At 73.9% G+C, this 25,666-nt stretch carries 21 protein-coding genes; 6 read left to right on the top strand and 15 right to left on the bottom strand.

Going from position 1 to position 25,666, the window contains the following annotated elements:
• Nucleotides 1-8: 8 nt before the first annotated feature.
• The 3 genes from GL259_RS05120 to GL259_RS05110 form a co-directional block, all read right to left on the bottom strand.
• Nucleotides 9-464 carry a cyclic nucleotide-binding domain-containing protein gene (locus GL259_RS05120; RefSeq protein WP_159529570.1) on the bottom strand — a complete coding sequence of 152 codons (456 nt, stop codon included), beginning with the start codon at nucleotides 462-464 and terminating at the stop codon, nucleotides 9-11.
• Nucleotides 465-800: 336 nt separating this feature from the next.
• On the bottom strand, nucleotides 801-2,303 hold the full coding sequence (locus GL259_RS05115) for an ornithine decarboxylase (RefSeq protein ID WP_159529568.1): 1,503 nt from the start codon (nucleotides 2,301-2,303) through the stop codon (nucleotides 801-803).
• 71 nt (nucleotides 2,304-2,374) lie between these two features.
• Entirely contained in the window at nucleotides 2,375-2,596 is a 222-nt protein-coding gene (locus tag GL259_RS05110) for a hypothetical protein (protein ID WP_159529566.1), read from the bottom strand.
• A 283-nt stretch (nucleotides 2,597-2,879) separates the two neighbouring features.
• Between GL259_RS05110 and GL259_RS05105 the strand changes: the two genes are divergently transcribed.
• From GL259_RS05105 to GL259_RS05085, 5 genes are all read left to right on the top strand, one after another.
• Nucleotides 2,880-3,323: an ATP-binding protein gene (locus GL259_RS05105; RefSeq protein WP_159529564.1), complete on the top strand. Its 444-nt coding sequence runs from the start codon at nucleotides 2,880-2,882 to the stop codon at nucleotides 3,321-3,323.
• A 358-nt stretch (nucleotides 3,324-3,681) separates the two neighbouring features.
• Nucleotides 3,682-4,401 carry a SigB/SigF/SigG family RNA polymerase sigma factor gene (locus tag GL259_RS05100; RefSeq protein ID WP_243762255.1) on the top strand — a complete coding sequence of 240 codons (720 nt, stop codon included), beginning with the start codon at nucleotides 3,682-3,684 and terminating at the stop codon, nucleotides 4,399-4,401.
• Between the two features lie 31 nt (nucleotides 4,402-4,432).
• Complete coding sequence (locus GL259_RS05095) at nucleotides 4,433-4,756, top strand: DUF5133 domain-containing protein (protein ID WP_159529562.1); 324 nt, start codon at nucleotides 4,433-4,435, stop codon at nucleotides 4,754-4,756.
• A gap of 134 nt (nucleotides 4,757-4,890) precedes the next feature.
• Nucleotides 4,891-5,727 (top strand): DUF1206 domain-containing protein, encoded by an 837-nt coding sequence (locus GL259_RS05090; protein WP_159529560.1) that lies wholly within the window; start codon nucleotides 4,891-4,893, stop codon nucleotides 5,725-5,727.
• Nucleotides 5,728-5,856: 129 nt separating this feature from the next.
• Nucleotides 5,857-6,216, top strand: a complete 360-nt coding sequence (locus GL259_RS05085; RefSeq protein WP_347814647.1) for a hypothetical protein — start codon at nucleotides 5,857-5,859, stop codon at nucleotides 6,214-6,216.
• 22 nt (nucleotides 6,217-6,238) lie between these two features.
• Here GL259_RS05085 and GL259_RS05080 read toward each other — a convergent pair whose 3' ends face one another.
• From GL259_RS05080 to GL259_RS05035, 10 genes are all read right to left on the bottom strand, one after another.
• The gene (locus GL259_RS05080) at nucleotides 6,239-8,485 is read right to left on the bottom strand and encodes an FUSC family protein (RefSeq protein WP_159529558.1); all 2,247 of its coding nucleotides are present in this window, start codon (nucleotides 8,483-8,485) and stop codon (nucleotides 6,239-6,241) included.
• A gap of 79 nt (nucleotides 8,486-8,564) precedes the next feature.
• A complete protein-coding gene (locus GL259_RS05075; protein WP_166461428.1) occupies nucleotides 8,565-9,938 on the bottom strand; it encodes an NAD(P)/FAD-dependent oxidoreductase in 1,374 nt (457 codons plus the stop codon).
• Nucleotides 9,939-10,118: 180 nt separating this feature from the next.
• The gene (locus GL259_RS05070; protein ID WP_159529554.1) at nucleotides 10,119-11,834 is read right to left on the bottom strand and encodes a SpoIIE family protein phosphatase; all 1,716 of its coding nucleotides are present in this window, start codon (nucleotides 11,832-11,834) and stop codon (nucleotides 10,119-10,121) included.
• Nucleotides 11,831-12,898, bottom strand: coding sequence for an ATP-binding SpoIIE family protein phosphatase (locus GL259_RS05065; protein ID WP_159529551.1), 1,068 nt, complete (start codon nucleotides 12,896-12,898; stop codon nucleotides 11,831-11,833). Before GL259_RS05065 ends, GL259_RS05070 begins: the two co-directional genes overlap by 4 nt.
• Nucleotides 12,898-13,338: an anti-sigma regulatory factor gene (locus GL259_RS05060; protein ID WP_159538403.1), complete on the bottom strand. Its 441-nt coding sequence runs from the start codon at nucleotides 13,336-13,338 to the stop codon at nucleotides 12,898-12,900. The genes GL259_RS05065 and GL259_RS05060 overlap by 1 nt, the downstream gene beginning before the upstream one ends.
• Nucleotides 13,338-13,778: an STAS domain-containing protein gene (locus GL259_RS05055; protein WP_159529549.1), complete on the bottom strand. Its 441-nt coding sequence runs from the start codon at nucleotides 13,776-13,778 to the stop codon at nucleotides 13,338-13,340. The genes GL259_RS05060 and GL259_RS05055 overlap by 1 nt, the downstream gene beginning before the upstream one ends.
• Nucleotides 13,775-14,674 carry an STAS domain-containing protein gene (locus tag GL259_RS05050; RefSeq protein WP_159529547.1) on the bottom strand — a complete coding sequence of 300 codons (900 nt, stop codon included), beginning with the start codon at nucleotides 14,672-14,674 and terminating at the stop codon, nucleotides 13,775-13,777. Before GL259_RS05050 ends, GL259_RS05055 begins: the two co-directional genes overlap by 4 nt.
• A gap of 240 nt (nucleotides 14,675-14,914) precedes the next feature.
• A complete protein-coding gene (locus tag GL259_RS05045; RefSeq protein WP_159529545.1) occupies nucleotides 14,915-15,316 on the bottom strand; it encodes an STAS domain-containing protein in 402 nt (133 codons plus the stop codon).
• Nucleotides 15,317-15,597: 281 nt separating this feature from the next.
• Entirely contained in the window at nucleotides 15,598-18,102 is a 2,505-nt protein-coding gene (locus GL259_RS05040; RefSeq protein ID WP_159529543.1) for a SpoIIE family protein phosphatase, read from the bottom strand.
• A gap of 105 nt (nucleotides 18,103-18,207) precedes the next feature.
• On the bottom strand, nucleotides 18,208-22,206 hold the full coding sequence (locus GL259_RS05035) for a HAMP domain-containing protein (protein WP_159529541.1): 3,999 nt from the start codon (nucleotides 22,204-22,206) through the stop codon (nucleotides 18,208-18,210).
• A gap of 472 nt (nucleotides 22,207-22,678) precedes the next feature.
• Between GL259_RS05035 and GL259_RS05030 the strand changes: the two genes are divergently transcribed.
• Nucleotides 22,679-23,050 carry a PRC-barrel domain-containing protein gene (locus tag GL259_RS05030; RefSeq protein ID WP_159529539.1) on the top strand — a complete coding sequence of 124 codons (372 nt, stop codon included), beginning with the start codon at nucleotides 22,679-22,681 and terminating at the stop codon, nucleotides 23,048-23,050.
• A 12-nt stretch (nucleotides 23,051-23,062) separates the two neighbouring features.
• Here GL259_RS05030 and GL259_RS05025 read toward each other — a convergent pair whose 3' ends face one another.
• Together GL259_RS05025 and GL259_RS05020 are read right to left on the bottom strand one after the other, a co-directional pair.
• Nucleotides 23,063-23,497, bottom strand: coding sequence for an ATP-binding protein (locus tag GL259_RS05025; RefSeq protein WP_159529537.1), 435 nt, complete (start codon nucleotides 23,495-23,497; stop codon nucleotides 23,063-23,065).
• 262 nt (nucleotides 23,498-23,759) lie between these two features.
• The gene (locus GL259_RS05020; RefSeq protein ID WP_159529535.1) at nucleotides 23,760-25,664 is read right to left on the bottom strand and encodes an AMP-dependent synthetase/ligase; all 1,905 of its coding nucleotides are present in this window, start codon (nucleotides 25,662-25,664) and stop codon (nucleotides 23,760-23,762) included.
• Between the last annotated feature and the right edge of the window lie 2 nt (nucleotides 25,665-25,666).

Genomic DNA, 25,666 nt, shown 5'->3' with positions numbered 1-25,666 from the left:
GACGGGCCCTACAGCGCGCTGCGCCGGCGGAGCGCGTACTGCTCCATCAGCTGGCCCCGGGTCATCTCCAGCCGGTGGGCGAGGATCTCGGCGACCCCGCGCACCAGCGTCAGCCCGAGCCGCGGGTCCTCCTCGCACAGCCGGAGCACGGCCGCCGCGTCGAACTCGTAGGCGCGCACCGGACTGAAGGCCACGGCGCCGAAGTCCCACTGGTGGGGCGGGAACAACCAGGACCAGCCCAGCAGGTCGCCCGCGCCGAGGCCGGCCACCGTCATCCGGTGCAGGGAGTCCATCCGCTGGTCCAGGGAGACCGCACCGGAGCGGATGACCCAGAAGCGGTCGGCGGTGCCTCCCGCCTCGAAGATCCGGGTGTCCTCGGGGAACGACACCTCCCGGGCGAGCGCCATCAGGTGCTGCCGCTGCGGGGGAGGGAGGACGGTCAGGAGTTTGATGGCTTTGGTCATGGGACGGGACTCCTCGCCGGGCATCGGTTCCGGTGCTTTCCCTACGCCCATTTCAGCCGCTGGCGCCGCCCGGAGCACCTCGGCGGACGGAAGTTCCGCCGCCGGGCCCGGACCGCCCCGCCGGCCCCGGTCCGCGCGCGGCGGGCGTACCGGGGTCCGGGCATGAAAAAGCCCTGGCTGGACGGGGGAAACCAGCCAGGGCCGTAAGCGGTGGCGCACGGAGGACCGGACGTCGACTCCGTCACCACGTATGGATGAACGATAAACCATCTCCGGGGGTTCCGAGGAACCGGAACCGGGCCGGGTGACCCGTTTCACTCCCGTTCCGCTCCGGTGTCATTCCGCGTGCCGTTCCGCGTGCCGTTCCGCGCCCTTTTCGACGACCCGGATCGTCTCCAGGCCGGGGTCCGTCGGGTCCGGCAGGTTCATGCCGGCGGCCAGCCCCGTGCGCAGGTAGCGCAGCACCGGTTCCGTGAGCCGCTCGCCCGGCAGGACGGCCGGGATCCCGGGCGGGTACGGCGTGATCATCTCCGCCGCGACCCGTCCGGCGGCCTCGCCCACCGGCACGTCCTCGGCCGGCCCGAAGAACGCGTCCCGCGGCAGCAGGGCCTGCTCCATCCGCAGCCCGCCGGGGGACGGCACGTCCACCCGCGGCGCCTCGGGCAGGTCCCGGGCGGCCCGTGCCAGGTCCCGCAGCGCCGAGAGCAGTTCGCCGGTCGTCTCCCGGTCGTCGCCGAGGGTGATCTGCGCCCCGATGCGGCGGTGGTCGACGAGGTGCGCGTCGATGCCCCGGTGCTCGCGCAGCCAGTCCGCCGCCTGGTACCCCGTGATCCCGAGCTCCTGAAGGTCGATGATGCCGGGCAGCGGGTCGAAGTCGTCCGCCAGCCCGGGGCCGCAGAAGTCGTCGCGGTCGTTGACGTGCATCCCGTCGATCTCCTCGACGGCGGCCCGGACCTCGGCCGCGAGGTCGAGCGTGGCGCCCAGCAGCTCCTTGCCGTGCAGCGCCATCTGCCGCCGCCAGCCGTCCAGCCCCGCGTGGATCAGCACCGACGGGCTGGTGGTGTCCAGCAGGTCCGCGCGGACGCCCAGCAGCGCCGGCGTCACCAGGTCGCCCCGCAGGTGGAAGACGGAACCCTGCTCCAGACCGCTGCCCATCTTGTGGATGCTGGTCACGCAGATGTCGGCGCCCGCGTCCATCGCCCAGGACGGCAGGTCGGGGTGGAACGGCAGGTGCGCGCCCCAGGCCTCGTCCACGATCAGCGGGAGCGAGCGCCGGTGGCACACCTCGGCGATCGCCCGCAGATCCGCGCAGGCACCGTACGGCGTCGGGCTGGTGACCAGCGCGCCGCGCGCCTCCGGGTGGGCGTCGAAGGCCCTGTCGAAGTCCTCGGCCGACGGCGGGTGCGCGAGATGCCGCTCCGCGTCCCAGCGCGGCTCCACCCACACGGGCTCGATCCCGGACAGGATCAGCCCCGCCACCACCGACTTGTGGGCGTCACGCCCGATCAGCAGCTTCTCGTGCGGACCCGCGACCGACAGCATCGCCGCCTTGACGGACAGGGAACTGCCGCAGGTGCTGAAGAAGGTGTGATCGGCGTGCACCGCGTCCGCCATCAGTTCCTGCGCGTCTTCCAGCACCTGACCCCGGGTGAGCCGGTCGTCCAGACCCCCCGTGGCCAGCACGTCACCCAGGAACACGGCGTCCCCGAGCACCCTGCGCACCGCGGGGTCGGCGCCCCGGGCCTGCTTGTGGCCCGGCGGCGTGAACGCCAGCCGTCCCTTGCGGTGGTAGTCCTCCAGAGCTTCCAGAACCGGTGCCCGGCCGTGATCGACAGTCATGCGTCCCGGGTGCCCGGTACCGGCCCGCGCCAATCGGCCCGGTCTCCGTCGCGCCCCGCGGGGCGGCCCGATCAGCCCTGTGCCGGGTGCTTGCCCGGAGTCAGGATCTCGTCCAGCACCCGCAGCACGACCTCGTAGGCCGTCCTGTGCACAGCGGCGTCGCGCGCCGCGTCCGGATCCGTCCCCCCGGCCTCGTCGCCCCTGGCCCGCCACGCCCGCTCCTCCTGTGCCGCGCAGGCCCGCGCCCGCTGGATGCGCCGCATCAGTTCGTCGGAGTCCACCACATCGGTCATGCACTCCGCGTACCCCCGTGCGCCGTTCGGATGGCAGGCATTCGGGAAACGGCCGAGAGGTTTGCCCGTACCGGGACAGGTGAGCCGAAAAAGGAGACCCGCGGCGTCCGGGGACGGGGACCGCCCCCGTGACCGCGGACGGGGCACGGGAACTGTCCGCGTGCCGTGCCGGCGGCCGGACGCCGGGCCCGGCCGCCGCGTCCGCCGGCCAGGGGCCGGCCTCCTTCTTCATCGAACCTCATCGAACCTCATCGAGTTTCGCCATCGACCAGGGAGCCGCAGGATGTGTGAGGAGCACGTGACCGAACCCGTTGTCGAGCCGCCCGGCGCGCGCCGGGTCCGCCCGGCCTGCCCGCGCCGGCCCGCCGAGGTGCGCGAGGCCGTCGAGCGCGCCGTGTCCGAACGCTGCCGCGCCACCCGCACACCCTGCGACACCCACGCCCTGGAGGACGCGCTGCTCGTCGCCTCCGAGCTCACCACCAACGCGATGCTGCACGGAGGCGGCCTCACCGACTTCCAGGTCGACGTCAGCGGTCCCGGAGTGCGTCTGTCGGTGAGCGACCGCAGCGACCGACTGCCCGTCGCCCTGCCGGCGACCGACCCGCAGGGGCGCCGCCGGCCCGGCGGCCACGGCTGGCCCATCGTCTGCCGGCTCTCCCGGGACGTCCGGGTGTCCGACCTCCCCGCGGGCGGCAAGTGCATCACCGCCGTGGTGCCCCTGTTCTGAGACCGCCCGGGCGCCGATGCCCCGGGGCCGCCCCGGCCGCCCGGCGAGGACCCCCGCAGATTGTGCGAGGAAGCGGAGTTTGTTCCACCGGCGGCAGGGCAATCGGAGTTCGTGCTTCGGACCGGAGGCGCGCCAGCGGGAGCGGTACGGCTGCTGCGGACCCTCCGGGCGTCCCGGCGGCGACCGCCCCGCGGTAGATCCCTGAAACCACCGTTCGGGAGCGAAACCGTATGCTCATTGACACGTCCACCCCCGCACGACCACCGCCGCGCCCCGTCGGCGGCACGACGACGCCCCCGACACCGCCGCTCTCTTCGCCCGGCTGGCATCCCTGGAGGACGGCCCCGAGCGGGACGCCGTGCGCGACGAGCTCGTCACCGCGTGGCTGCCCATGGCCCACCGCATCGCCGGCCGTTTCCGTGACCGGGGCGAGTCCATCGAGGACCTGCGCCAGGTGGCCGCCCTGGGACTGGTGAAGGCCATCGACCGGTTCGACCCGAGCCGGGGAGCCTTCGAGAGCTACGCGGTCCCCACCATCACCGGAGAGGTCAAGCGGCACTTCCGGGACCGGATGTGGGCCCTGCGCGTGCCCCGCCGCGTGCAGGAACTGCGCAACAAAGTGCGGGTGGCCCGGCGCGAGCTCACCCAGAACCCGGGCAGTCCCGAACCCTCCGTGGCGGACATCGCGGCCCACACCGGGCTGACCGAGGAGGAGGTCGGCGCCGGGATGGAGGCGCTGGAGAGCTTCAGCACCCTGTCGCTGGACGCCGAACTGTCGGCCGACGACGACGGCTACAGCCTCGCCGACACCCTCGGCGCCTCCGACGCGTCCTACGACACCGTGGTCGACCGCGAGTCCGCCAAGGAGGGCCTGCGCCGCCTGCCGGAACGCGAGCGCGCCATCCTCTACATGCGTTTCTTCGAGGACATGACCCAGAGCCGCATCGCCGACCGGCTGGGCATCTCCCAGATGCACGTCTCCCGTCTCATCAGCCGCAGCTGCGCCCGCGTGCGCGCCGAGGCACTGGGACAGCGCACGGGCCGCCACGGCACCGGCGGACACTCGGCGACGGCGTGAACGCGCCCGCCCCGGACCAGAGAGCGAGAACATGCTGAAGCCCCACCCCGCCGTGCTGCGCCGGCTCGTCGAGGAGTACGAGGCCCTGCTCCCGGCCGGGACCGCGCCCGGACCGGACGCCGGCCACCCGCGCCTGAACGACCTTGCGTACACCCTGTGCGTGTCGACCGGCACCCGTGACGTGGAGGACGCCCTGAGGACCGCGCACCGCTGGCTGGCGGCGGCCGCCCCCGCACCGGTTCCCGCCCCCGCGCCGGTTCCCGCCTTGCAGTCCGGTCCGGACCCGCTCGTGCCGTCGCCCGCGCCCCGCCGGTGGGGCACCACCGCGGCGGCGGGCGCACCGGCCCCCGCGTAGCCCCGCCCCCGCGACGTCGCCGGCCGCCCCCACCCGCACGGGTGGGGGCGGCCGGCGACGTCGTGCCGGCCGCCCCGCCGCCGCGGCCGCGTGTGTGCGCACGAAGCCGGGGCATCCGGAGCCCGGGAGGTGCGATGGACACGAGTGCGATGGCATGGAGGGGGCGGGCCGGCGCCCGACGGGCGGCGAACGGTTCGCTCAGGGAGGGCGCCGCGCGGGCCGGACTGACCGCCCGGGGGGTGATCTACCTGCTGGTCGGCGTACTGGCGCTGCGGATCGCCTTCGGCGACGGACGACGGCAGGCGGACCGCGGCGGCGCCCTGGCGGAGCTCGCCGACAAGCCGTTCGGCGCGGTGCTGCTGTGGGCGCTGGGCATCGGGCTCGTCGGTATGGCCCTGTGGCGGCTGACCGAGGCGCTCTTCGGCTCGGTCGGCAAGGACGGCCGCAGCCCGCGCAAGCGGCTGCTGGCGGTGGGGCGCTGCGTGTTCTACGCGTTCGTCGCCTCCTCGGTGCTGGCGTTCGCCGTGGGCCGCGGCAGCGGGGGCGGGTCGAGCGACCGGCAGTCCCGGGACCTCACCGCCCGGGCCATGGAGGCCCCCGCCGGGCAGTGGCTGGTGGGCCTCGGCGGAGCGGCCGTCGTCGGCGTCGGCGTGTGGATCGGCGTCCAGGCGGTGCGGCGCAAGTACCACGACAAGCTGAAGTTCGGCGAGCTGGGCCCCCGGGCCCGACGGCTGGTGGACGTGACCGGCGTGGGCGGCGGTGTGGCGCGCGGCCTGGTGTTCGCCGCGGTCGGCGCCTTCGCCGTACGCGCCGCGGTCGCCTACGAACCCGACGAGGCCAAGGGCCTGGACGACACCCTCCGCAGCTTCGCCGGCACCCCGCTGGGGCCGTGGCTGCTGGTCTGCGTCTCCGTCGGGCTGGTGCTGTTCGGGATGTTCTCCTTCGCCCTGGCCCGCTGGCGGCGGGTCTGACCGCGGCACCCGCGTCGCACGGCTGCCGTATGACCGGGCGCATGCGGGGAACCCGGAGTCAATGAGCGAATCCGAGATCCCCCGGAAGGCCGGCCCGTGGACGTCTACCTCGACCTCCTGCGCGTCCGGATGGACACCGAGGACTACCGGCTTCTGCTCCGTGTGGTGGAGCCGGTCCTCCAGGCGATCGAGGAGCACCGCCTGTCCGGCCTGGACCTCGCCCTGGACGGCGGGGACGACGAACTGCCCCAGGAGGTCCGTGACGAGGCCGCGCTCGTCATCGCCACCGCCGTCACCGGCCGCCTGGACAACGAGGTGGTCGAGCTGGAGGTGGACGAGAGCGGACCGGTCAGGGTGGTCACCGACGCGGCCACCGCCGCCGACCCGTCCCGCCTCGGCGAGATCGCCGACTACATCAGGGACCGGCACCGGCAGAACGAGGAGCTGCGCGGCATCGCCGAGGCCAGCGGACTGCCCACCGACTTCTGACCCGCCGGCGGGCCGCCGTCCCTCACCGCTCCGGCGCCGCCACCGGGACGCCCAGCGGCCGGGCGAGGCCCACCACGGCCTCGTCCAGCCGCTCCAGGTGCCGCAGCACCCGGCCGGTGATCCGGCCGTGGCGCGCGACGCCGTCGGAGTCGCCCAGCAGCGAGGCGATGCTCGGCCCCGTCCCGACCGCCGCGGTGACCTTCCCGTCCGCGACGCGGTCCGCGATCGTCCCGATGTTGCGCACGGTGCGTCCCGCCGCCGCGCGCAGCCGGGGGTCCGCCGCGATCGAGGGATGGGACGGCAGCAGTTCGGCCGTCGCCGCCAGCGAGCGCGCGTGGTACGCGCAGGTCTCCAGCAGCGCCACGACGTACCGGGCGGTGGTGCGCCGGGCCCGCAGCGGGGTGACCGGATGGGTCAGCGGCTGGGTGGCACCGCGCAGGTCGCCCAGCGCCCGGTCCAGCTCCCGCGCCTTGTCCAGCAGGTCGTCCGCGGCTTTGCCGCTGAGCTGTCCGACGGCGGCCTCGGTGACCCCGGCCAGCCGCTCCAGCACGGTGACCAGCAGCTCGTTCGTCCGCCGGTCGGTGTTCACCGGCAGGACCAGTGCCGCCGCGACCACCCCGCAGGCCGCGCCCAGCGCCGTCTCCTCCAGGCGCAGGACCAGCACCTCCCAGCTGTAGGTGTGCAGCAGGGTGTAGAGCAGCCCGAGCATCGCGGTCACGAAGAACGACATCAGCGTGTACGACAGCGGTGCGGTGTAGAACATCGCGAAGACCAGCACCAGCACCAGCGCGAACGCCGCCACGGTGTGCCCGCCCACCAGACCGGCCAGCACGATGCCGGCGCCGACGCCGAACACCGTGCCCAGCACCCGCCGGTAGCCCTTGACCAGGATCTCGCCGGTCGAGGCGGTGTTGATGAACACGATCCAGCAGGCCAGCACCGCCCAGTACCAGCGGTCCGCGGACAGCAGCTCACCGCCGACGACGGCCAGCGTCGAGCCCACGGTGACCTGCACGGCGGCGCGCGTGGTGGGCCGTCGCAGCCCCGTCGGCTGCTCGTCCCGCCCGGACTCCCCGCCCGCGTCGATGGCGGCGTCCTCGGCGTCCAGCTCCTCCCGGGAACGGGCCGTCGCCGGGGTGTCGTCCGACTCGTCCTGCGGACCGTCCAGCGCGATGCGCAGCCCCATGACGGCGCGGGCGGCCTCGCCGACGGCCCGGAACACGTCCCGCACGGCCGGCGTGGCGGCCGGCAGGTTCTCCTCGTCCCGGTAGCCGAGCAGCCGGTTGCGCACCTGGGCCACGGCCGTCCCGGGCGTCCCGGTGCGCAGCACGAGCGCGCGCAGCGCGAGCAGGTCCCGGCGCAGCAGGGCGGTGGCCTCCTCCGGCCCGGGCAGCCGGCCGACCCGCGGGGCGGGCGCGCCGGGCAGGTGCAGGGTGAGGGTGTCCGCCCGTTCGGTGCTGCGGGCCGACAGCAGCAGCAGGGTGAGGCGCTCGGCGGCGATCTCGGCGTCCGCGATCCGGCGCTGCACCAGCCGCGCCGTCGACTCGTCCGGGGTGCCCTCCTCCAGCCGCGTCTGGATCATCAGGGCCGTCTCGTGCAGCCGCGAGGTCCCCGTGCGCACGTCCTCCAGCGCCTTGTCCACCTCGTCCGGCCCGTCCGGACCGGCGTCGAGCAGCGCCAGCTGCGCGGAGACGAGCTGGGCCAGCCGGACCCGGAAGGCCCGGCGCAGCCGCGCGAGCAGACCGGCGGGCGTCACGGGGACGACGGCGAACCGCACCACGGCGCTGCACGCGAACGCGACGGTCAGGGCGGCCCACAGCCCGGGCAGCTGCGCGGCGGAGGCGCCGACGAACAGGGAGACGAAGTAGAGCTGGAAGCCGATCAGACCGAGCGCGGTCCCGCGCTCGCCGAACCGGCGGCCGTAGACCGCGCAGAAGATGAGGACGACGAAGAAGACGTCACCGACGACGACCCACTCGTTGAGCACCGCGCCCAGGGACACGGACACGAGCGCGACCGGCAGGCCGAGGGCGAGCGTGACCGCCTGGGCGGCGCGCCGCTTCTCCCGGACGGAGAAGGTGGCGACCATCGCCGCCATGGCCCCCGTCACCAGACGGGTGATCCCAAAGCCCGTCGAGGCGAGCACGGCCAGGGTCAGCGCGATGGCGGTCACCGTGCGCAGCCCGGCGGTCAGCCGCAGCAGCCCGGGATCGGACGCCGCGAGGCGGTCCCGCAGTCGTGCCCGTACCGGGCGTCCCGCCGCTCTCACGCCGTCGCGCTCTCTCCCGTCGCGGACGTCGGTCCCGGGGCCGGCACCGCGGGGCGCGAACGGCCGCTCCCGGGCCGCGTCACCGCACCGCCCGGCCCGCTTCCTCGACGTGCGCCCGGACCTGCTCCGGCGTCAGGTACGCGTTCGTGTACTCGAAGTCGTGCAGCTTGGCCGGCTTGCGCGCCTGGAAGCCGGTGCGGACGAAATCGTCGCCGGCGACCGCGTTCAGCAGCCAGTTGGTCGCCACCCGGGCCTTGGCGACGTTGGTGCGCAGCGCCGCGAAGTGGTAGCCGCGGGCCACCGCCTGGGCGGGCAGGCCGCGCAGCTCCAGGCCGAGCGGCTTGGAGACCGCGTCGGCGCCGCCGAGGTCCACCACGAGTCCGAGGTCCTTGTGGTGGTAGGGCCGCGTCGGCAGGCCGCGCAGCGTCGCGATGACGTTCTCGGCCACCTGCCTGCCCTGCCGCAGGGCGTGCTGCGCGGTCGGCGGGCACACGGCACCGCCGCCCCTGGCCTCGTCGGGCACCGCCGCGGCGTCGCCGAGCGCGAACACCCCGTCGTGGCCCGGCAGGCACATGTCCGCGTTGACCGCGAGCCGGCCCTTGACGGTCTCCGCGCCCAGCGTGGCGATGAGCGGGCTGGCGACCACCCCGGCGGTCCAGATCAGGGTGCGGGTGGGGATCACCCGGCCGTCGGTGAAGGTGACCTCCTCGGGGCCCGCCTTCGCGATGGACACGCCCAAGGAGATCTCGATGCCGCGGCGCGTCAGGACCTCCTGCGCGCTGCGGCCGAGCTTCTCGCCCAGCTCGGGCATGAGCTTCGGGGCGATGTCGATCAGGTGCCACTTGATCAGGCCGGGGTCCAGCCGCGGATAGCGCTTGACGGCGGCGTGCGTCAGCCGCTGCAGACAGGCCGCGGTCTCGGTGCCCGCGTAGCCGCCGCCGACCACCACGAACTGCAGCCGCGAGGCCCGTTCGGCCGGATCGTGGCTGGCGTCGGCGAGGTCGAGCTGGGAGATGACGTGGTCGCGGAGGTAGGCGGCCTCGGCCAGCGTCTTCATCCCGAACGCGTGGTCGGTCAGCCCCGGGATGTCGAAGGTGCGGGTGATGCTGCCGGGGGCCAGCACGATGTAGTCGTAGGGCTGGTTGACGATCTCGTCGGTGATGGTGCGGACGACGCAGACCTTGGACCTCAGGTCCACTCCGATGGCCCCGCCCGGGATGATCCGGGTCCGGTACCTCTCGCTGCGGCGCAGGGAGAGGGCGATCGACTGCGGGGTCAGCACCCCGGAGGCGACCTGGGGGAGCAGCGGCAGGTAGAGCTGGTAGGAGAACGGCGTCACCAGCGTGAGGTCGGCCTCGTCGGGGGAGAGCCTGCGCTCCAGCCGGCGCACGCACTCCACACCGGCGAAGCCTGCGCCCACCACCAGGATCCTGGGTCGTGTCACGGTGTTCATCCCTTCCTGCGGCTCCAGACGGTCTGCCTCGAACGTCCGCACCTCTCGCGTGCCCCTCTTCAGCACCACGATGCCCGCACACTCGCCGGACCGCACCGGGAAGTGGGGGGGGCGGGACGCCGCCGGACGACCGGCCGTCACCCCTGCTCCGGGGCGATGCCCCGGATCAGTGCTCCGGGTTCAGCCGCGCAGGTGGCACAGCAGCAGACAGACGTCGTCGTCGCGCTCGGAGTCGCTCAGCAGGGGGTGGAGGATCCGGTCCGCCGATCCCTCCAGGTCCGCCTCCAGCTCCGCGGGGCCGAACGAACCGAGGGCCGCCGCGAGCCGTTCGATGCCCGGGTCGATGCCCCGGGCCCGCCGCTCGACCAGCCCGTCCGTGTAGAGCGCGAGCGTCGCCCCCGGCATCAGCCGCTCGGTGTGGTCGGTGATCTCCTGCTTCAGCGGGATGCCGAGCATCGCGCCCGGCTTGGCGTCCAGCGTGCGCACCCGTCCGTCGGGCAGCCGCAGCACCGGCGGCGGATGGCCCGCGGCGGCCCACGTCAGCGTGGGCTCGTCCGGGTGGAACCGGGCGATGACGGCGGTGGCGTACAGATCGGGCTGCAGGTGGTGCAGGAACCCGTGCAGCCGGGTCAGCAGCCGGCCGGGGCTGCCGCCGTCGACCGCGTAGGCGCGCAGGGCGGTGCGCAGCTGGCTCATCATCACCGCCGCGTGCAGCCCGTGCCCGGTCACGTCGCCGATCACGGTGATCAGACTGCCGTCCCGCTGGCGGAACGCGTCGTACCAGTCACCGCCGATGTTCAGCCCGTGCGTGGCCGGCAGGTAGCGGGCGGCCAGGCTCAGTCCCGGCGTGGCCGGGAGGTCCGTGAGCAGGGCGCGCTGCAGCGTCTCGGCGATGTCCCGGTTGTGCTCGAAGCGGCGGGCGTTGTCGATGGCGATGCCGGCCCGCCGGGTGAGCTCGATCAGCATCACGGCGTCGTCCGGGTCCCAGCGCTCACCGGGCGGTGACAGGGTCAGCACGCCCAGCGGCGCCCGGCGCGTCAGCAGCGGGATGCACAGCAGGGGCCGGCCGGGATCCAGGGACGACGGCGGCTGGTCGTCGACGCCGGGCAGGCCGCCGGGGTGGTCGGCGGCGTACTGCGGCCGCCCGGTGCGGGCCGCGCGGACCGCCGCGGCCGGCTGCGCCGCGGGCCGGTGCCGGTCGTCCTCGTCGTCGAACAGCCACACGTCGACGCTGCGGGCGTACCGGGGCACCAGCAGCTCCGGCAGCCGGCGCACGATCTCGTCGTGGTTCAGCGAGGCGTTGAGCACCGGGCTCGCGTCCGCCAGGAACGTCAGCCTGCGGCGGGCGTCCTCCGCCTCGTTGCGCGCCCGGCGCTCGGCGGCGAACGCCTCGCGCTGGGCGCGTCCCGCCGCGTCCAGTTCGGCGTGCAGCGCCAGCACGCCCTGGTTGGTCTGGTGCAGCTCCTCCCGGTGGAAGGCGACCAGCTCCTCCTGCTCGGCGAGCTTGTCCAGCACGGCGGCGGTGTCCTCGTCGGCGCCCAGCAGCGCCTCGGACAGGTCCGCCGGATCCTCCGTCACCGCGGTGCCGTTCCCGGCCCGGCCCGGCTCGGGGCAGGGGACGGTCACCGCCCACGGCGTCCGGTCCGCGGCCTCCTCGCCGGGCGAGGGCGTCAGCACGGCGTGCAGCGTCCCCTCCCCGCCCGGGGAACCGGGCACGTCCAGGGTGAGCACCCAGGCGCCGCCCTTGGTGAGGCACTGCCGCAGCCGGCCGCTGAGCGCCGCGGCCAGCCGGGCGCGCTCGACGGTCGGCACCCCGCACTCCGCGGCCAGCTGCGCGACGGCGATGCGGGCGCGCGCCGCGTCGGTGACGGTGCCGATCTGCCACGTGCGTCTCATGGGCGGCCCGCCGGGGTGGGGGCCAGCACGGCCACGGCGGTGTCGTCCCGCACCGGGCGCGCGGGACTCCTGGCGTCCCGGATCGTCACGGCGGCCGTCACGGCCGGGTCGGACACCGGCACGCCGGTGTCCGGGGACGGGATCCAGCGGCTGGACAGACCGTCGGTGTGCAGGATCAGCATGCTCTCCTCGGACCAGGCGACGTCGTCCTCGCGCAGGGTGCGGGGCCGGTGCACGCCGACGATGCCGGGCCGGGACAGCAGCGACCGCCACCGCCCGCCCTCACGCAGCCGGGCCCCCACGTTGCCGATCCCCGCGAAGCGCAGCCGGCCGGCCCCGGTGTCCACCTGGGCCACGGCGACGGCCGCGCCCCGGGTGCCGGCCAGCGCCCCGTGGATCTCCCGCAGCGCCTCGGCGGGCGGCAGGTGGGGCCGGCGGCGCAGGGCCTCGGCCGCGGCGGTCGAGGCGCGGGCGGCCTCGCCGCCGTGGCCCAGCCCGTCCGCCAGCATCAGCGTCAGACGGTCGCCGGACCTGGCCCAGGCCCAGGCGTCCCCCGAGAAGTCCGCGCCGGCGAACGGGACGTTGACGCCGCCCGCCCGCACGCCGGGCGCCTGCGGGAGGCCGTCGCCGGGCGGCGCGCCGGCGGGGGCGGCGCCCACGCGGGCCACCGCCACCGTGCCCCGGCCGAGCACGCTGTGCAGGTCGAAGTCGTCGGCGAGACGCCGGCAGGTGCCGAGGCCCGCGCCGAGCGAACGCGCCGTGGTGAACCCGTCCCGCAGCGCACCGGCCACGTCGGCGATGCCCGGCCCGTGGTCGATCGCCGCTATCTGCACGGCCCGTCCCGTCCGGCCCTCCCGCAGGACGGGCGGGTCCACGACGTCGACGAGGACCTCACCGTCCCGCGCGTGCTTCAGCAGGTTGGTGGCCAGCTCGGTCGCCACCAGCGACACGGCGGCGGTGCGCCGCTCGTCGAGCCCGGCCAGGGCCGCCGCCTCCTCCGCCGCGACCCGCACGTCGCGCACCCGGGTCGAGTCCTGCACCGGCACGTCCCAGACGCGGGGCATCACACCTCCTCGCGCGGACGCGGCGGCCGTCCCGCCCAGGACGTCACCCGCACCGTGGTCCCCGCCCCGGGAGCGCTCTCGACCTCGAAGTCGTGCACCAGGCGCCGCGCGCCGCCCAGCCCCATCCCCAGCCCGTCGCCCGAGGTGTAGCCGTCGCTGAGCGCCCGGTCCAGGTCCGCGATGCCCGGGCCCGAGTCGCTGAAGACCAGCCGCAGTCCGCTGACGCCGTCCGAGGTGACGTGCGACGCCTCCATCCGGCCGCCCCCGCCGTGCACCAGGGTGTTGCGCGCCAGCTCGCTGGCGGCGGTCACCAGCTTCGTCTGGTCCACCAGGCCGAAGCCGAGCCGGGCGGCGGCCTGCCGCACGTGCTGGCGCACCCACACCAGGTCCATGTCCGACCGGATGGGCAGGCAGGCCTCGACGCCCGCGGCAGTGTGCATCACGGACTCTCCCGGCGCATGCCGCCGAAGCGGGACGGCGCGACGGGCTGCGCGAGGAGCTCCATCGCCGCCTCGGTGGTGAGCGCGGTCCGCAGCCCCGGCAGCGTCAGACCGAGTTCCACCAGCGTGATGGCGACCGCGGGCCGCATGCCGGCCACCACGGTCCGCGCGGCCAGCAGCTCGCTCTGGGCCGCGATCTCGGCCAGCACACGCCCGAGGAAGGAGTCGACCATCTCCACGCCGGAGATGTCGATGACCACACCCGTGACCCTGCTGCGGGTGACGGTCTCGGAGCTGTGGGCGATGGCCTCGGACAGGTCCTGCTGCAACTGCTGCGCCGTGCTGTCGTACAGGTCCCCCTGGAGGGTGACCAGCAGGACGTCGCCGAGCCTGAGGACCGGCACGTGTCCCGCGACCGGGCGGGAGAGCTCCTCGCTCACCGGCGGCCCACACCGTCGGGCGCCGCGTTCACGATGTTCGCCCCCAGCTCGTGCAGGCAGTACCCGAGCGCGTCGGCGAGGCTCGCGCGGGTCTTCACCGTGCCGAGGTCCAGACCCAGGTGCACGATGGTCTGCGCGATCGCCGGACGGATACCGGACACCACGCACTCCGCGCCCATCAGCCGGGCCGCGGCGACCGTCTTCATCAGGTGCTGCGCCACCAGCGAGTCGACGGTCGGCACACCGGTGATGTCGAGGATCGCGAAGCGGGCGTGCTGGTCGACGACCGCGTTCAGCAGCGTCTCCATCACGACCTGGCTGCGGGCGCTGTCGAGCGTCCCGATCAGCGGGACCGCCACGATGCCGTCCCAGAGCTTGATCACCGGCGTGGCCACCTCCAGCAGCTGCAGCCGCTGCCGGTCGATGAGGGCCTGCCCCTCGCTGAGCGCCGTCTGCATGGCCACCAGCCGCAGCGTGCCCATGAGCACGCTGAGCGTGGTCGAGCACTCCCGCAGCCCCTCGGGCGACGCCTGTTCCAGATCGGCGACCAGGAGGTTCTCCACCGGCGGCCACAGCGCGGCCAGCTCGCTCGACACCTGCGTGGTCGACAGCCCCGCGCGGGAGCGGGCCGCTCCCATCCGCGCCAGCTGCTCGCGCACACCCGTGAAACCCGCGGCGTCCGGGTCCTCGACCCGCTGCGCGTCGGCGACCTGCGCCAGCGCGTCGACGACCGCCTTGCCCGCCTCCACCGCCTCGTCGCGGGAGACGGTGAACACCGTACGGAACAGGGGCTCGTCCGCCCACCGCTGGGCGATCTGCTCACGCCGGCGGAGCAGGAAGTCCCTGACCTCGAGTGTCGGCGTTCCGAGCGTTCCGCCCGCTTCGTGCTCCGGCACCTGCTGTTCTCCTCATCATCGTTGCGTGTCGAGCCCGTTCGGGACCACCGGACGGCGATCGGCCCCTGCCGGGCGACCACTTTAACGACGTCCCGACCTCGCACGACACCGTGCCCCGCACCCGCGGCCGGCCCCTTCCGGGGGCCGCGCGAACAGCGCGACGGCCGGTGGCGGGCGGCCCGGGGGCCGCGCTGCCCACCGGCCCGACGCGGGGACGTGGTGGTCTCTCGCGGATGTCGTTCAGCTCGCGGGCTCCTCCGGGACCTCCGGGACCTGCGGCAGCCCGTCGACGCGCTCCAGCGCCTCGTCGACGCTCTCGGAGACCGGGACCGTGATGCTGACGCCGGTCAGGTCCAGGATGCGGCGCACCGCGGGCGTGGGGGAGATGATGTGCACGCTTCCCGGCAGCTCACGCGCCTCCTGGTAGACGCGCAGGATGATGTTCATGCCGGACGAGTCCATGAAGGGGACCTCGGACAGGTCGAGAAGGAAGTGCCGCCGGCCGTGATGGAGCTGGTTCGCCAGGTGATGCTGGAACTCGGTCGCGGTGTCGACGTCCAAATACCCCTCCACCCTGAGCAGGGCCACGTCCTCCCGGGGCAGGGTCACCTCGACGGACAGGGGATTCTGGGCAATGGGCACGAGTACCTCCAACAAATGACGGCCAGGGCTGGTTACCCCTGCGGGGGCGTCGACACGCGCCGGTCCTGGCGCGCGGGGTGATCACGCTCTCATGGGCGCCGGCCGGGGAGGACGCCTCCGGGACGGGAAGCGGCGCAGCCCACTGCCCGCTCCCTCCCGGTGCTCCCTCACCTGATCGGACACTCCCTCACCCGCCGGTCGACTCCACCGCGCAGCCGCGCGTACCCCCGAATCGCCGTGTCATGCCTCGGTGCGTCGCCGGCGGTGCCCGCCGTGCCCTGTCACCCGACCCGGATGCCCACGATGCAGGTGTCGTCGTCCGTGTCCGACCTGCTGTACGTGAGCAGCCGGTCCAGCCGCTGGTCGAGCGTGCCCGGGGCCGTGGCGGCGGTGGTGAGCAGGTGGGCCAGGGACTCCTCGACGGAGCGGTCCCGGCGCTCGATCAGACCGTCCGTGTACATCAGCAGGTTGTCCCCGGCCGCCAGCCGCACCTCCGCCTCCTCGTACGCGGCCTCGGGCACGGCACCGAGCAGCAGCCCGCGCACCAGCGGCAGGGGAGATGCCTCGCCGCCCCGCACCAGCACGGGCGGCAGATGGCCCGCCCTGGCCCACCTCAGCGTCCGCGAGGCCGGGTCGTACAGGCCGCAGACCGCGGTGGCGGTGACCGCGCCCGTCAGGTGGTGCGCCACGATGTTCAGCCACGACAGCAGCTGCCCGGGGCCCGCGCCGGTGACGGCCAGACCGCGCAGCGCGTTGCGCAGGACGACCATGCTGGTCGCCGCCTCGATGCCGTGGCCGGCGACGTCGCCCACGCACAGCAGCACCAGCCCGGACGGGAGCACCACGGCGTCGTACCAGTCGCCGCCCACCAGCTGCTCGGTCTCCGCGGGCCGGTAGCGGACGGCCACGTCCAGATCGGGCACCTGCAGCGGCGCCTGGGCGGGCGGCATGATGGCGCGCTGCAGCTGCAGCGCCAGCCGGTCGCGCTCGCTGGCCTGCTGCTCGGTGTGCGCCAGCTGGTCGCGGGTGGCCGCCAGCGCCACCTCCGTCCAGTGCTGTGCCGAGATGTCCTGGTAGGCGCCGCGGACGGTGAGCGGCCGGCCGTCGGTGTCCAGGACCGGTTCGGCGACGACCCGGATGTGCCGGGTCACCCCGTCGGGCCGCTGCAGCCGGAAGGCCGCCGAGGCGGGGCGCCGGTGGTGCAGCAGCGTGCGCAGGAACCGGCCGATGGCGACGGCGTCGTCCGGGTGGGCGTGCGCGGGCAGGTTCTCCAGCGGCACCGGCGGACTCGTCTGCGGGCGCCCGTAGAGGTCGAAGAGCTGCCCGTTCCAGGTGATCTCCCCGGTGAGCAGGTTCTCCTCGAAGCCGCCGATCCGGCCGAGCCGCTGGGCGTGCTGGAGCAGGCTCGCCAGCCGGGCCGCCTCGTCCTCGATGCGCCAGATGAACAGGAGGCCGGAGCCGTGCCGGCTCACGCTGATGTCCGCGACCGCCGACAGCGGCACCTGGCCGACGAGCGCCGTCAGGTTCATGCGCCGGGCCCGGAACGGCTCGCCCGTGGCGTACACCCGCTCGATCCGCTGGAAGAGCTCGCCCTCCCCGGCGGCCATCGGGTAGGCCTCCAGCAGGAGGGCGCCGCTGACCATGGCGCGCGGCCGTCCCGCCGGGTCCAGGAAGCGGCCGTTGACGTGCTGGATGCGGAAGTCCAGCAGGTTCCCGGAGGCGTCCAGGTGCGGCAGGAGGACCAGCGCGGGGTCGTGCAGACCGTCGGCCAGGTCCATCAGCTCCGCGGCGTCCGGCAGCGTCCGCGGCCGGTGCGGCGGTCCGCTCGGCGGCGTGTACGTCTCCAGGGTGTGGGCGCACAGCTCGGCCAGGGCCTCCACCTGGCGGACGATCTGCGGCGGCTGCTCGGGCAGCGGCGACGGCCAGACGATCTCCAGCACACCGTGCACGCGTCCCCCGGTCCCCGCGGGCAGGGCCGCCCTGCCCCCGTCCGGGTGGTGGTGCCGGCCGACGCTGGGCAGGCCCGTCTCGGCCAGCGACGTGATCCACAGGCCGTCGCGCTCCAGGAGCCCGCAGCGGGCGACCGTCGCCACGTCCGGCGGGACGTAGCACCAGCGCGCCGCCTCGGCCGGGGAGAACCCGGCGCTGCCCGCCAGCGTGAGCGACCCGTCGGCGCCCGCCGCCCAGATGGCCACCGCCGTCGCCCCGAGCGGGCGCAGCGCCTGCTCCAGCAGCGACTCGGCGACCGCCTGGGTGTCGTCCGCCGCCAGCGCCCCGCTCTCGGCCGCGCGCAGCCGCACGGCGGCCTCCTCGGCCCGCGCGTCGTCCGCGGCCCGGGTGGCGGCCAGGAAGGCGTCCGTCACCTCGGACATCCGGTCCCGGGCGGCCTGGTTGATGACCTCGACCGCGAACTCCAGCTGGGTCGTCCCGGCCTGCTCGGTCAGCTCGGCGAGCTGACGCGCGGCCTGCGAGGGACCGCACCCCAGGCGTTCGACGAGGATCCCCTTGGCGAGTTCGATCAGGGCCCGCCCCTCGGCCTCGGCCTGCGCGGCGCGCACCTCACGGCTGAGCCGGTCCACGGTGGCCGCGAGCCGGCCCACGGGCGAGTCGGCGGACACGCCGGCGGGACCGGCGGACGGGGTGTCCGCCGGGGAGGGGACGGAGAGGGTCCCGTCCACGGAGAGGGCCCCGTCCGACGGCACCGGCGCGTCGGCGGGCGCGGGAGGGGCGGGTTCGAGCCGCGGCTCACCGCGCTGCGGCTCGCGCGGATGCTCGGTGATGCTCACGGTGCGGACGCTCCTCGGCGGCGGGGCCCTGGGGTGCGGAAGGGGAGGTGCGGTGGGGCGCCGGTCCCGCCGGGGGCGGGACGCGGCGCGTCGTCGTCGCGCGGATCATGAGGGCAGCCAGCGCCGGACGCAGGCGATCAGGTCCTGGGTGTCGACCGGCTTGGTGACGTAGTCGCTGGCCCCCGAGGCGAGGCTCTTCTCCCGGTCGCCGGGCATCGCCTTCGCGGTGACCGCGATGATGGGCAGGTCGGCGTACTGCGGCATGGCGCGGATCTCGGCGGTGGCGGCGTAGCCGTCCAGCTCGGGCATCATCACGTCCATCAGAACGAGCGCCACGTCGGGGTTGTTCACGAGCCGCTCGATGCCCTTGCGGCCGTTCTCCGCGTGCAGGACGCGGAAGCCGTGCAGTTCCAGGATCCCGCTGAGCGCGAAGAGGTTGCGCGCGTCGTCGTCGACGACGAGGATCGTGCGGCCGGAGAACGAGCCGTCGACGACGGTCTGCGGAGCCGGCCGCTGCGCCTCGTCCGGACGGACCAGGGACAGCACGTCGCCGGGTTCCTCGGCGGAGAGGTGCAGGGCGATGCGTTCGCGCAGCTCGTCGAGGCTGGACAGGAACTCCAGCGCCGTGCCCTCGGCGCGGGACCGCAGGGCCTCCTCCACCGCCGCGTCGGGCCGGTGACCGCTGTGCACCAGCACCGGCACGCTCGCCAGGGCGGAGTCGCCCCGCAGCGCCTCCAGGAACCGGGTGACCTCCTCCTCGGCCATGCCGAGCTCCAGCACCACGCAGTGGCACGGCTCGGCGGCCAGCGCACCGGCCGCCTCCTGGGCCCCGACGGTGGTGATGATGTCGACCGGGGGCCGGAAGGTGCCGTCGCCCCGGCCGTGCGTGACGTCCTGGACCACGCTCTCCGCGACCAGGGTCAGCAGGCCCCGGGGCCGCTCCTCCACGACGAGCAGCCGCCGCGGGCGCCGGCCCGATCCGGTCCCCGCCTCGATCGCCGGCCGCTGCGGGGAGGGTGCGTCCGGGGCGGCCTCGACCGGGGTCCGGTCCGCGCCGTGCCGCAGCAGCTCCTCGAAGTCCGGCCGGGCCACGGGCAGGAACAGCGTGAACGTGCTGCCCTGGCCCGCGACGCTGTCCACCGTGACCGCGCCGCCGAGCAGGTGCGCGATCTCCCGGGTGATGGACAGGCCGAGCCCCGTGCCGCCGTACTTGCGGCTGGTCGTGCCGTCCGCCTGCTGGAAGGCGCCGAAGATCGTCTCCAGGTGCTGTTCCTGGATGCCGACCCCGGTGTCCTTCACCCGGAAGGCCACCACGGAGCCGCCGCGCACCACACCCTCGGGCACCTCGTCGTCCGCCGCGGGCTCGATCCGCAGCTCCACGCTGCCCCGCTCGGTGAACTTGACCGCGTTGGACAGCAGGTTGCGCAGCACCTGCCGCAGCCGGGAGTCGTCGGTGAGCAGGTCGGCCGGCGCGCCCGGGGCCGTCGTCACGGTGAAGTCCAGGCTCTTCTGCATCGTCATGGGCCGGAAGGTGGCCTCGACGTACTCGATGAGCTGGCGCAGCGCCACCCGTTCGGGGCTGACGTCCATCTTCCCGGCCTCGACCTTGGACAGGTCGAGGATGTCGTTGATCAGCTGCAGCAGGTCCGAGCCCGCGGAGTGGATGATCTGCGCGTACTCGACCTGCTTCGGGCTGAGGTTGCGCGAGGGGTTCTGGGCGAGCAACTGGGCCAGGATCAGCAGGCTGTTCAGCGGGGTGCGCAGCTCGTGGCTCATGTTGGCCAGGAACTCCGACTTGTACTTCGAGGCGAGCGACAGCTGCTGGGCCCGTGCCTCGAGTTCCTGACGGGCCTGCTCGATCTGGAGGTTCTTCGCCTCGATGTCCCGGTTCTGCGTCGCCAGCAGCGCGGCCTTCTCCTCCAGTTCGGCGTTGGAGTGCTGGAGTTCCTCCTGCTGCGCCTGCAGCTCCGCCGAGCGCTCCTGGAGCTCGGCGGTCAGCCGCTGCGACTCCACCAGCAGCTCGTCGGTGCGGGCGTTGGCCACGATGGTGCTGACGTTGACGCCGACGGTCTCCATCAGCTGGGCCAGGAAGTCCCGGTGGATCTGGGTGAACGGGGTCACCGACGCCAGCTCGATCACGCCGAGGACCTGGCCCTCGACCACGATGGGCAGCAGCACCAGCGCGGTCGGCACCACCCGGCCGAGCCCGGAGGAGATGGTCACGTAGTCCGGCGGCAGCTCGTCCACCATGATGGTGCGGCGGCTGCGGGCGGCCTGGCCGACCAGGGTGCGGCCGAAGGGGATCCGGGTGGGCCGGGCGTCGTCGTCGGGGTAGCCGTAGGAGCCGACGAGCCGCAGCTCGGGGCCGCTCTCGCCGTCCTCCGCGAGGTAGAAGGCGCCGTACTGGGCCGACACCAGCGGCACCAGCTCGTCCATGATCAGCTCGGCGACCACGGGCAGGTCGCGGTGCCCCTGCATCAGGCCGGAGACCCGGGCGAGGTTGCTCTTGAGCCAGTCCTGTTCCTGGTTGGCCCGGGTGGTCTCGCGCAGGGACTCCACCATCGAGTTGATGTTGTCCTTCAGTTCGGCGACCTCGCCGGAGGCCTCCACGGTGATCGAGCGCGTCAGATCGCCCTCGGCGACGGCGCTCGCGACCTCCGCGATCGCCCGCACCTGCCGGGTCAGGTTCCCGGCCAGTTCGTTGACGTTCTCCGTCAGGCGCTTCCAGGTGCCCGAGACGCCCTCCACCTCGGCCTGTCCGCCGAGGCGTCCCTCGGTGCCGACCTCGCGGGCGACGCGGGTGACCTCGTCGGCGAAGGCGGAGAGCTGGTCGACCATCGTGTTGATGGTCGTCTTCAGCTCCAGGATCTCGCCGCGCGCGTCCACGTCGATCTTCTTGGACAGGTCGCCCCGGGCCACCGCGGTCGTCACCAGCGCGATGTTGCGCACCTGGCCGGTGAGGTTGTTGGCCATGGAGTTGACGTTGTCGGTGAGGTCCTTCCAGGTGCCGGCGACGTTCGGCACGCGCGCCTGTCCGCCCAGGCGTCCCTCGGTGCCGACCTCGCGGGCGACGCGGGTGACCTCGTCGGCGAAGGCCGACAGCGTGTCGACCATGGTGTTGATGACGTCGGCCAGCGCGGCGACCTCGCCCGCGGCCTCGACCCGGATCCGCTGCGACAGGTCGCCCCGGCCCACGGCGGACGCGACCTGGGCGATGGAGCGGACCTGGCCGGTCAGGTTGGACGCCATCACGTTGACGTTGTCGGTGAGGTCCTTCCAGGTGCCGGAGACACCCCGCACCTGGGCCTGTCCGCCGAGGCGTCCCTCGGTGCCGACCTCGCGGGCGACGCGGGTGACCTCGTCGGCGAAGGCGGAGAGCTGGTCGACCATCGTGTTGATGGTGTTCTTGAGCTCGAGGATCTCGCCGCGGGCGTCGACGGTGATCTTCTGCGACAGGTCGCCCTTGGCGACCGCCGTCGCCACCAGGGCGATGTTGCGGACCTGGCCGGTGAGGTTGCCCGCCATGAAGTTCACCGAGTCGGTGAGGTCGCGCCAGGTCCCCTTCACGCCCTGCACGTCGGCCTGTCCGCCGAGGCGTCCCTCGGTGCCGACCTCGCGGGCGACGCGGGTGACCTCGTCGGCGAAGGCGGAGAGCTGGTCGACCATCGTGTTGATGGTGTTCTTGAGCTCGAGGATCTCGCCGCGGGCGTCGACGGTGATCTTCTGCGACAGGTCGCCCTTGGCGACCGCCGTCGTCACCTGGGCGATGGAGCGGACCTGCGCGGTGAGGTTGCCCGCCATGGCGTTGACCGAGTCCGTCAGATCGGCCCAGGTGCCCGAGACCCCGGGAACCTGCGCCTGCCCGCCCAGCGCCCCCTCGGTGCCGACCTCGCGGGCCACGCGCGTCACCTCGGAGGTGAACACCGACAGCTGGTCCACCATCCCGTTGAAGACCTTGGCGATGTCCCCCATGAGGCCGTCCGCGTCGTCCGGCAGCCGGGTGCCGAAGTCCCCGTCCCGTACGGCGGTCAGTCCCGCGAGGAGCATCTTGAGCTCCTGGTCCCGTGGCACCGCGTCGGTCACCTCGGTGCTCTTGCCGGTCATGCGCACCCTCGTTCCGCTCCCCAGGAGCTCTCGCCGCCGAGAACTCGAAACCCCTCCGAGCCGTCCCCCGGCCCGGCCAAGTCATGTGCATTTCCGCTGTTCACGGATCTGCGTGATGAGAAAATACGCCGAAGGCTAACCCAGTTTCCGGGCGGGGAACAAAGCGCGGTCACCGCCCCGGGGCCCGCCCGGAAAAAATCGCGAGGGCCGTGCATACCCTGGTCGTGAAGGGGTACTCGAAGGGATTTCCTCCGGGGTTCCGGCCGAGGGGGAGCGGCTCTCCGCGAGGGGAGGCGCCCGGTCCGGCGGGGAGCGGTGGCGCGGGATCGCCGGCGTGCGGTTTTGGGTCCGCGCCCTCCGAATGCGCCCGCCCCTGCCGGGTATTTGCTGCTGTGGAGCCGGGTGGCCGACCGTGCACGGGACTCGCCGCCCGCTCCCGGGATCCGCATCCACCGGGGAGGCAAGGAGCAGCGTGCCCATCGACAGCATCTGGTCATACGCGCCGGACCTGAGCGACGTCCAGGGGCAGGACCTGACGGGCTACACCGTCGTCGCGAACGACGGCACCATCGGCCACGTGGACCGGCAGGCCGACCACTACGGCATGCGGCACCTCGTCGTCGACACCGGCGTCTGGGTGTTCGGCCGCAGCGTCCTCGTGCCGGTCGGCCTCGTCGCGGGCGTCGACGTCGGGGAGCGCAGGATAACGGTGTCGTGCAGCAGGGCGGAGGTGAAGGCCGCGCCCCGCTTCCGGACCGACAGCGAGACCATGGACCCCACCTACCTCGGCACGGTCGGTGACTACTATCACCGGCTGCCGTCGCGCGGGACCCCCGCCGGGTGACCCCGGCCGGGGTCACCACGGCAGGAAGACGTGGATGTCCTTGCCGCGGTCGTCGCTGACCACACTGACCTGGTCGCACAGCGTGTGAATCAGGTGCCAGCCGATGCCGCCCCCGCCGCGGCTCGGCTGGAAGGGCCGAGGGGCGGGTTCGGTGCTGCTCGTGTCGTGCATCACGACGTGCACGCCGTCGAAGGTCCTGCGCAGACGCAGCTGGAAGGGCCCCGGCGCGTACTGGACCGCGTTGGCGGCCAGTTCCGTGACGACCAGCAGTATGTCGTCCCAGTGTTCCGGAGCCGACGGTGCCGACACGCGGGCCAGGTCGAAGAGGAACTCCTCCGCGACCAGCCGTGCCTCCGTGACGTCGTGCAGCTCCCCGGGGAAGCTGGCGACGCGGCTCGTGATCTCCTCGGCAGCCAGTGTCCTGTCCCAATGCGGCTCGGTTGCCATCTCGCCTTCCAGGCCCCGGCGTCGCGGGGCGGTCGTCTTTCCTCTGCCTCTCCCGTCTGTGGGTTCCCGTGCCGGCGGAGCCTACGCGCCCGCATGCCCGTGAGCGGTCGGTGACAAACACGTCACCCGGTGCCCCGGCCCGGTCGGGGCGGACGCGGGGAAGGGGGGACGGCCGCGACCGTGCCGCACGCCGCCGGCCCCGGACGCGCGAAAGGGGGCGCCCACCGGTACCCACCGGTGGGCGCCCCGGGGCGCCGGACGGTCAGCGGAACACGTTGTCCGAGTCGTCCCAGCCCGCCGCCTCCTCGGGGGTCCGCGCCGGCCGTGGACGCGAACGCGACTGGTACATCGCGTCGATCTCCAGCGCGTAGTGCCGCACTATCTCGTCCCGGCGCAGCTTCATCGACGGGGTGAGCAGCCCGTTGGTCACGTCGAAGGGTTCCGGCAGCACCCGGAACACCCGGATCGACTCCGAGCGCGACACGCTGCTGTTGGCCGCGGCGACCGCCCGCGCGATCTCCTCGCGCAGCGCGTTCTCCTCCCGGGCCTCCCGGGTCGGCGCGTCGCCCGGCAGGGACAGGGCCGCCCGCCAGTGGGTCAGGAACTCCGGGTCCAGCGTGATCAGGGCGCCCACACAGGGCCGGCCGTCGCCCACGACGACGGCCTGGTGGACGAGCGGGTGCGTCCGCAGCCGCTGTTCCAGCGCCGCCGGCGCCACGCTCTTGCCGCTGCTGGTGATGATGATGTCCTTCTTGCGGCCGGTGATCGTGAGGTAGCCCTCGGTGTCCAGCCGGCCGAGGTCGCCGGTGGCCAGCCAGCCGCCGCTCAGCGCGGCCCGGGAGGCGCCCTCGTCGCCCACGTACCCCTGGAACACCGACGGCCCGCGCACCAGGATCTCCCCGTCCTCGGCCACCCGGATCTCGGTGCCCGGCAGTGCCCGCCCCACGGTGCCGGACTTCTCCCGGCCGAACGGCTGCATCGTCACCCCGCCGCCGGTCTCGGTGAGCCCGTACCCGTCGTGGACGTAGATGCCGATCCCCTCGTAGAAGAGGGAGAGGTCGCGGCTCAGCGGCGAACCGCCGGAGGTGGCCCGGCGCACCCGGCCGCCCAGCGCGGCCCGCAGCCTGCGGTAGACGGTGCGCTCGTACAGGGCGTGCTGCAGCCGCAGATCGAAACCCGGCCCCGGGCCGTGGCCCAGCCGCTGCCGCTCCAGTGCGGCGGCGAAGTCCCGCGCGGTGTCGGCGGCCCGCTCGAACAGGGCCCCGCGGCCCGCCTGCTGCGCCGTGCGCAGGAAGTTCTTGTAGATCTTCTCCAGCATCGAGGGGACGGCGTACAGATAGGTGGGCCGGAAGGTGCGCAGGGCCGAGGACAGGGCCTCCCCGCCGAGATCGGGCTCGTGCCCCATCAGCAGGCCGCCGCGCACGCACAGCCCCTGGATCATCAGGCCGTAGACGTGGGAGAAGGGGAGGAAGGCGAGGACCGAGCCCTGTTCTCCGGGCGGCGCCGCCGTGTGCCCCCAGCCCGCCAGCAGCGTGTCGCAGGGAAAGGCCAGGTTGCGGTGGCTCAGGGCGCAGCCCATGGCGCGGCCCGAGGTGCCGGAGGTGTAGGCGATGGCGGCCGTGGAGTCCGGCAGCACGATGCGGCGCATCGAGTCGACCGTGGCCAGCGGAATGTACTCGCCGCGCGCCACCAGCTGGTCCAGCGCGCCCGCGTCCAGCTGCCAGACGTGCCGCAGCAGCGGCAGCGAGGCGCACACGGACCCGACGGTCATCACGCCCTGTTCGTCCTCCACCAGCACGGCCACGCAGCCGGAGTCCCGGAGGATCCACTCCACCTGGTCGCGCGAGGAGGTCGGATAGATCGGGACGACCTCGGCGCCCACGGTCCACAGCGCGTGGCACAGGACGGTCCACTCGAACCGGGTGCGTGCCATGATCGCCACCCGCCGGCCGGGCGAGATCCCCGACGCGATCAGACCCTTGGCCAGGTCGACGACCGCGTCGCGGAACTCCACGGCGGTGACCTCCTCCCAGGTGGAGGAGGCCGGGGAAGCGCGGCGGGCGAGCATCGGCAGGGTGGGGCTCTCGGCCGCCGTCTCGAACAGGCTGTCGGCGAGACCGCCGGTCAGGGGCGGGGCGGACGGGGGAGCGAGAGCGAGGTCGCGCATGC

This window comes from Streptomyces sp. Tu 3180 (genome assembly GCF_009852415.1).
In the GTDB taxonomy this organism is placed as follows: Bacteria; Actinomycetota; Actinomycetes; order Streptomycetales; family Streptomycetaceae; genus Streptomyces.
This window is presented reverse-complemented; position numbering and strand designations above follow the sequence as displayed.

Bases quoted from the DNA above. Each gene is read 5' to 3' on its own strand.
- GL259_RS05090 (WP_159529560.1), top strand. From the start codon at position 4,891: ATGGACACGAGTGCGATGGCATGGAGGGGGCGGGCCGGCGCCCGACGG.
- GL259_RS05120 (WP_159529570.1), bottom strand. From the start codon at position 464: ATGACCAAAGCCATCAAACTCCTGACCGTCCTCCCTCCCCCGCAGCGG.
- GL259_RS05035 (WP_159529541.1), bottom strand. From the start codon at position 22,206: ATGACCGGCAAGAGCACCGAGGTGACCGACGCGGTGCCACGGGACCAG.
- GL259_RS05020 (WP_159529535.1), bottom strand. From the start codon at position 25,664: ATGCGCGACCTCGCTCTCGCTCCCCCGTCCGCCCCGCCCCTGACCGGC.
- GL259_RS05085 (WP_347814647.1), top strand. From the start codon at position 5,857: ATGGACACCGAGGACTACCGGCTTCTGCTCCGTGTGGTGGAGCCGGTC.
- GL259_RS05095 (WP_159529562.1), top strand. From the start codon at position 4,433: ATGCTGAAGCCCCACCCCGCCGTGCTGCGCCGGCTCGTCGAGGAGTAC.
- GL259_RS05075 (WP_166461428.1), bottom strand. From the start codon at position 9,938: ATGAACACCGTGACACGACCCAGGATCCTGGTGGTGGGCGCAGGCTTC.
- GL259_RS05065 (WP_159529551.1), bottom strand. From the start codon at position 12,898: ATGCCCCGCGTCTGGGACGTGCCGGTGCAGGACTCGACCCGGGTGCGC.
- GL259_RS05060 (WP_159538403.1), bottom strand. From the start codon at position 13,338: ATGCACACTGCCGCGGGCGTCGAGGCCTGCCTGCCCATCCGGTCGGAC.
- GL259_RS05025 (WP_159529537.1), bottom strand. From the start codon at position 23,497: ATGGCAACCGAGCCGCATTGGGACAGGACACTGGCTGCCGAGGAGATC.
- GL259_RS05110 (WP_159529566.1), bottom strand. From the start codon at position 2,596: ATGACCGATGTGGTGGACTCCGACGAACTGATGCGGCGCATCCAGCGG.
- GL259_RS05115 (WP_159529568.1), bottom strand. From the start codon at position 2,303: ATGACTGTCGATCACGGCCGGGCACCGGTTCTGGAAGCTCTGGAGGAC.
- GL259_RS05105 (WP_159529564.1), top strand. From the start codon at position 2,880: ATGTGTGAGGAGCACGTGACCGAACCCGTTGTCGAGCCGCCCGGCGCG.
- GL259_RS05070 (WP_159529554.1), bottom strand. From the start codon at position 11,834: ATGAGACGCACGTGGCAGATCGGCACCGTCACCGACGCGGCGCGCGCC.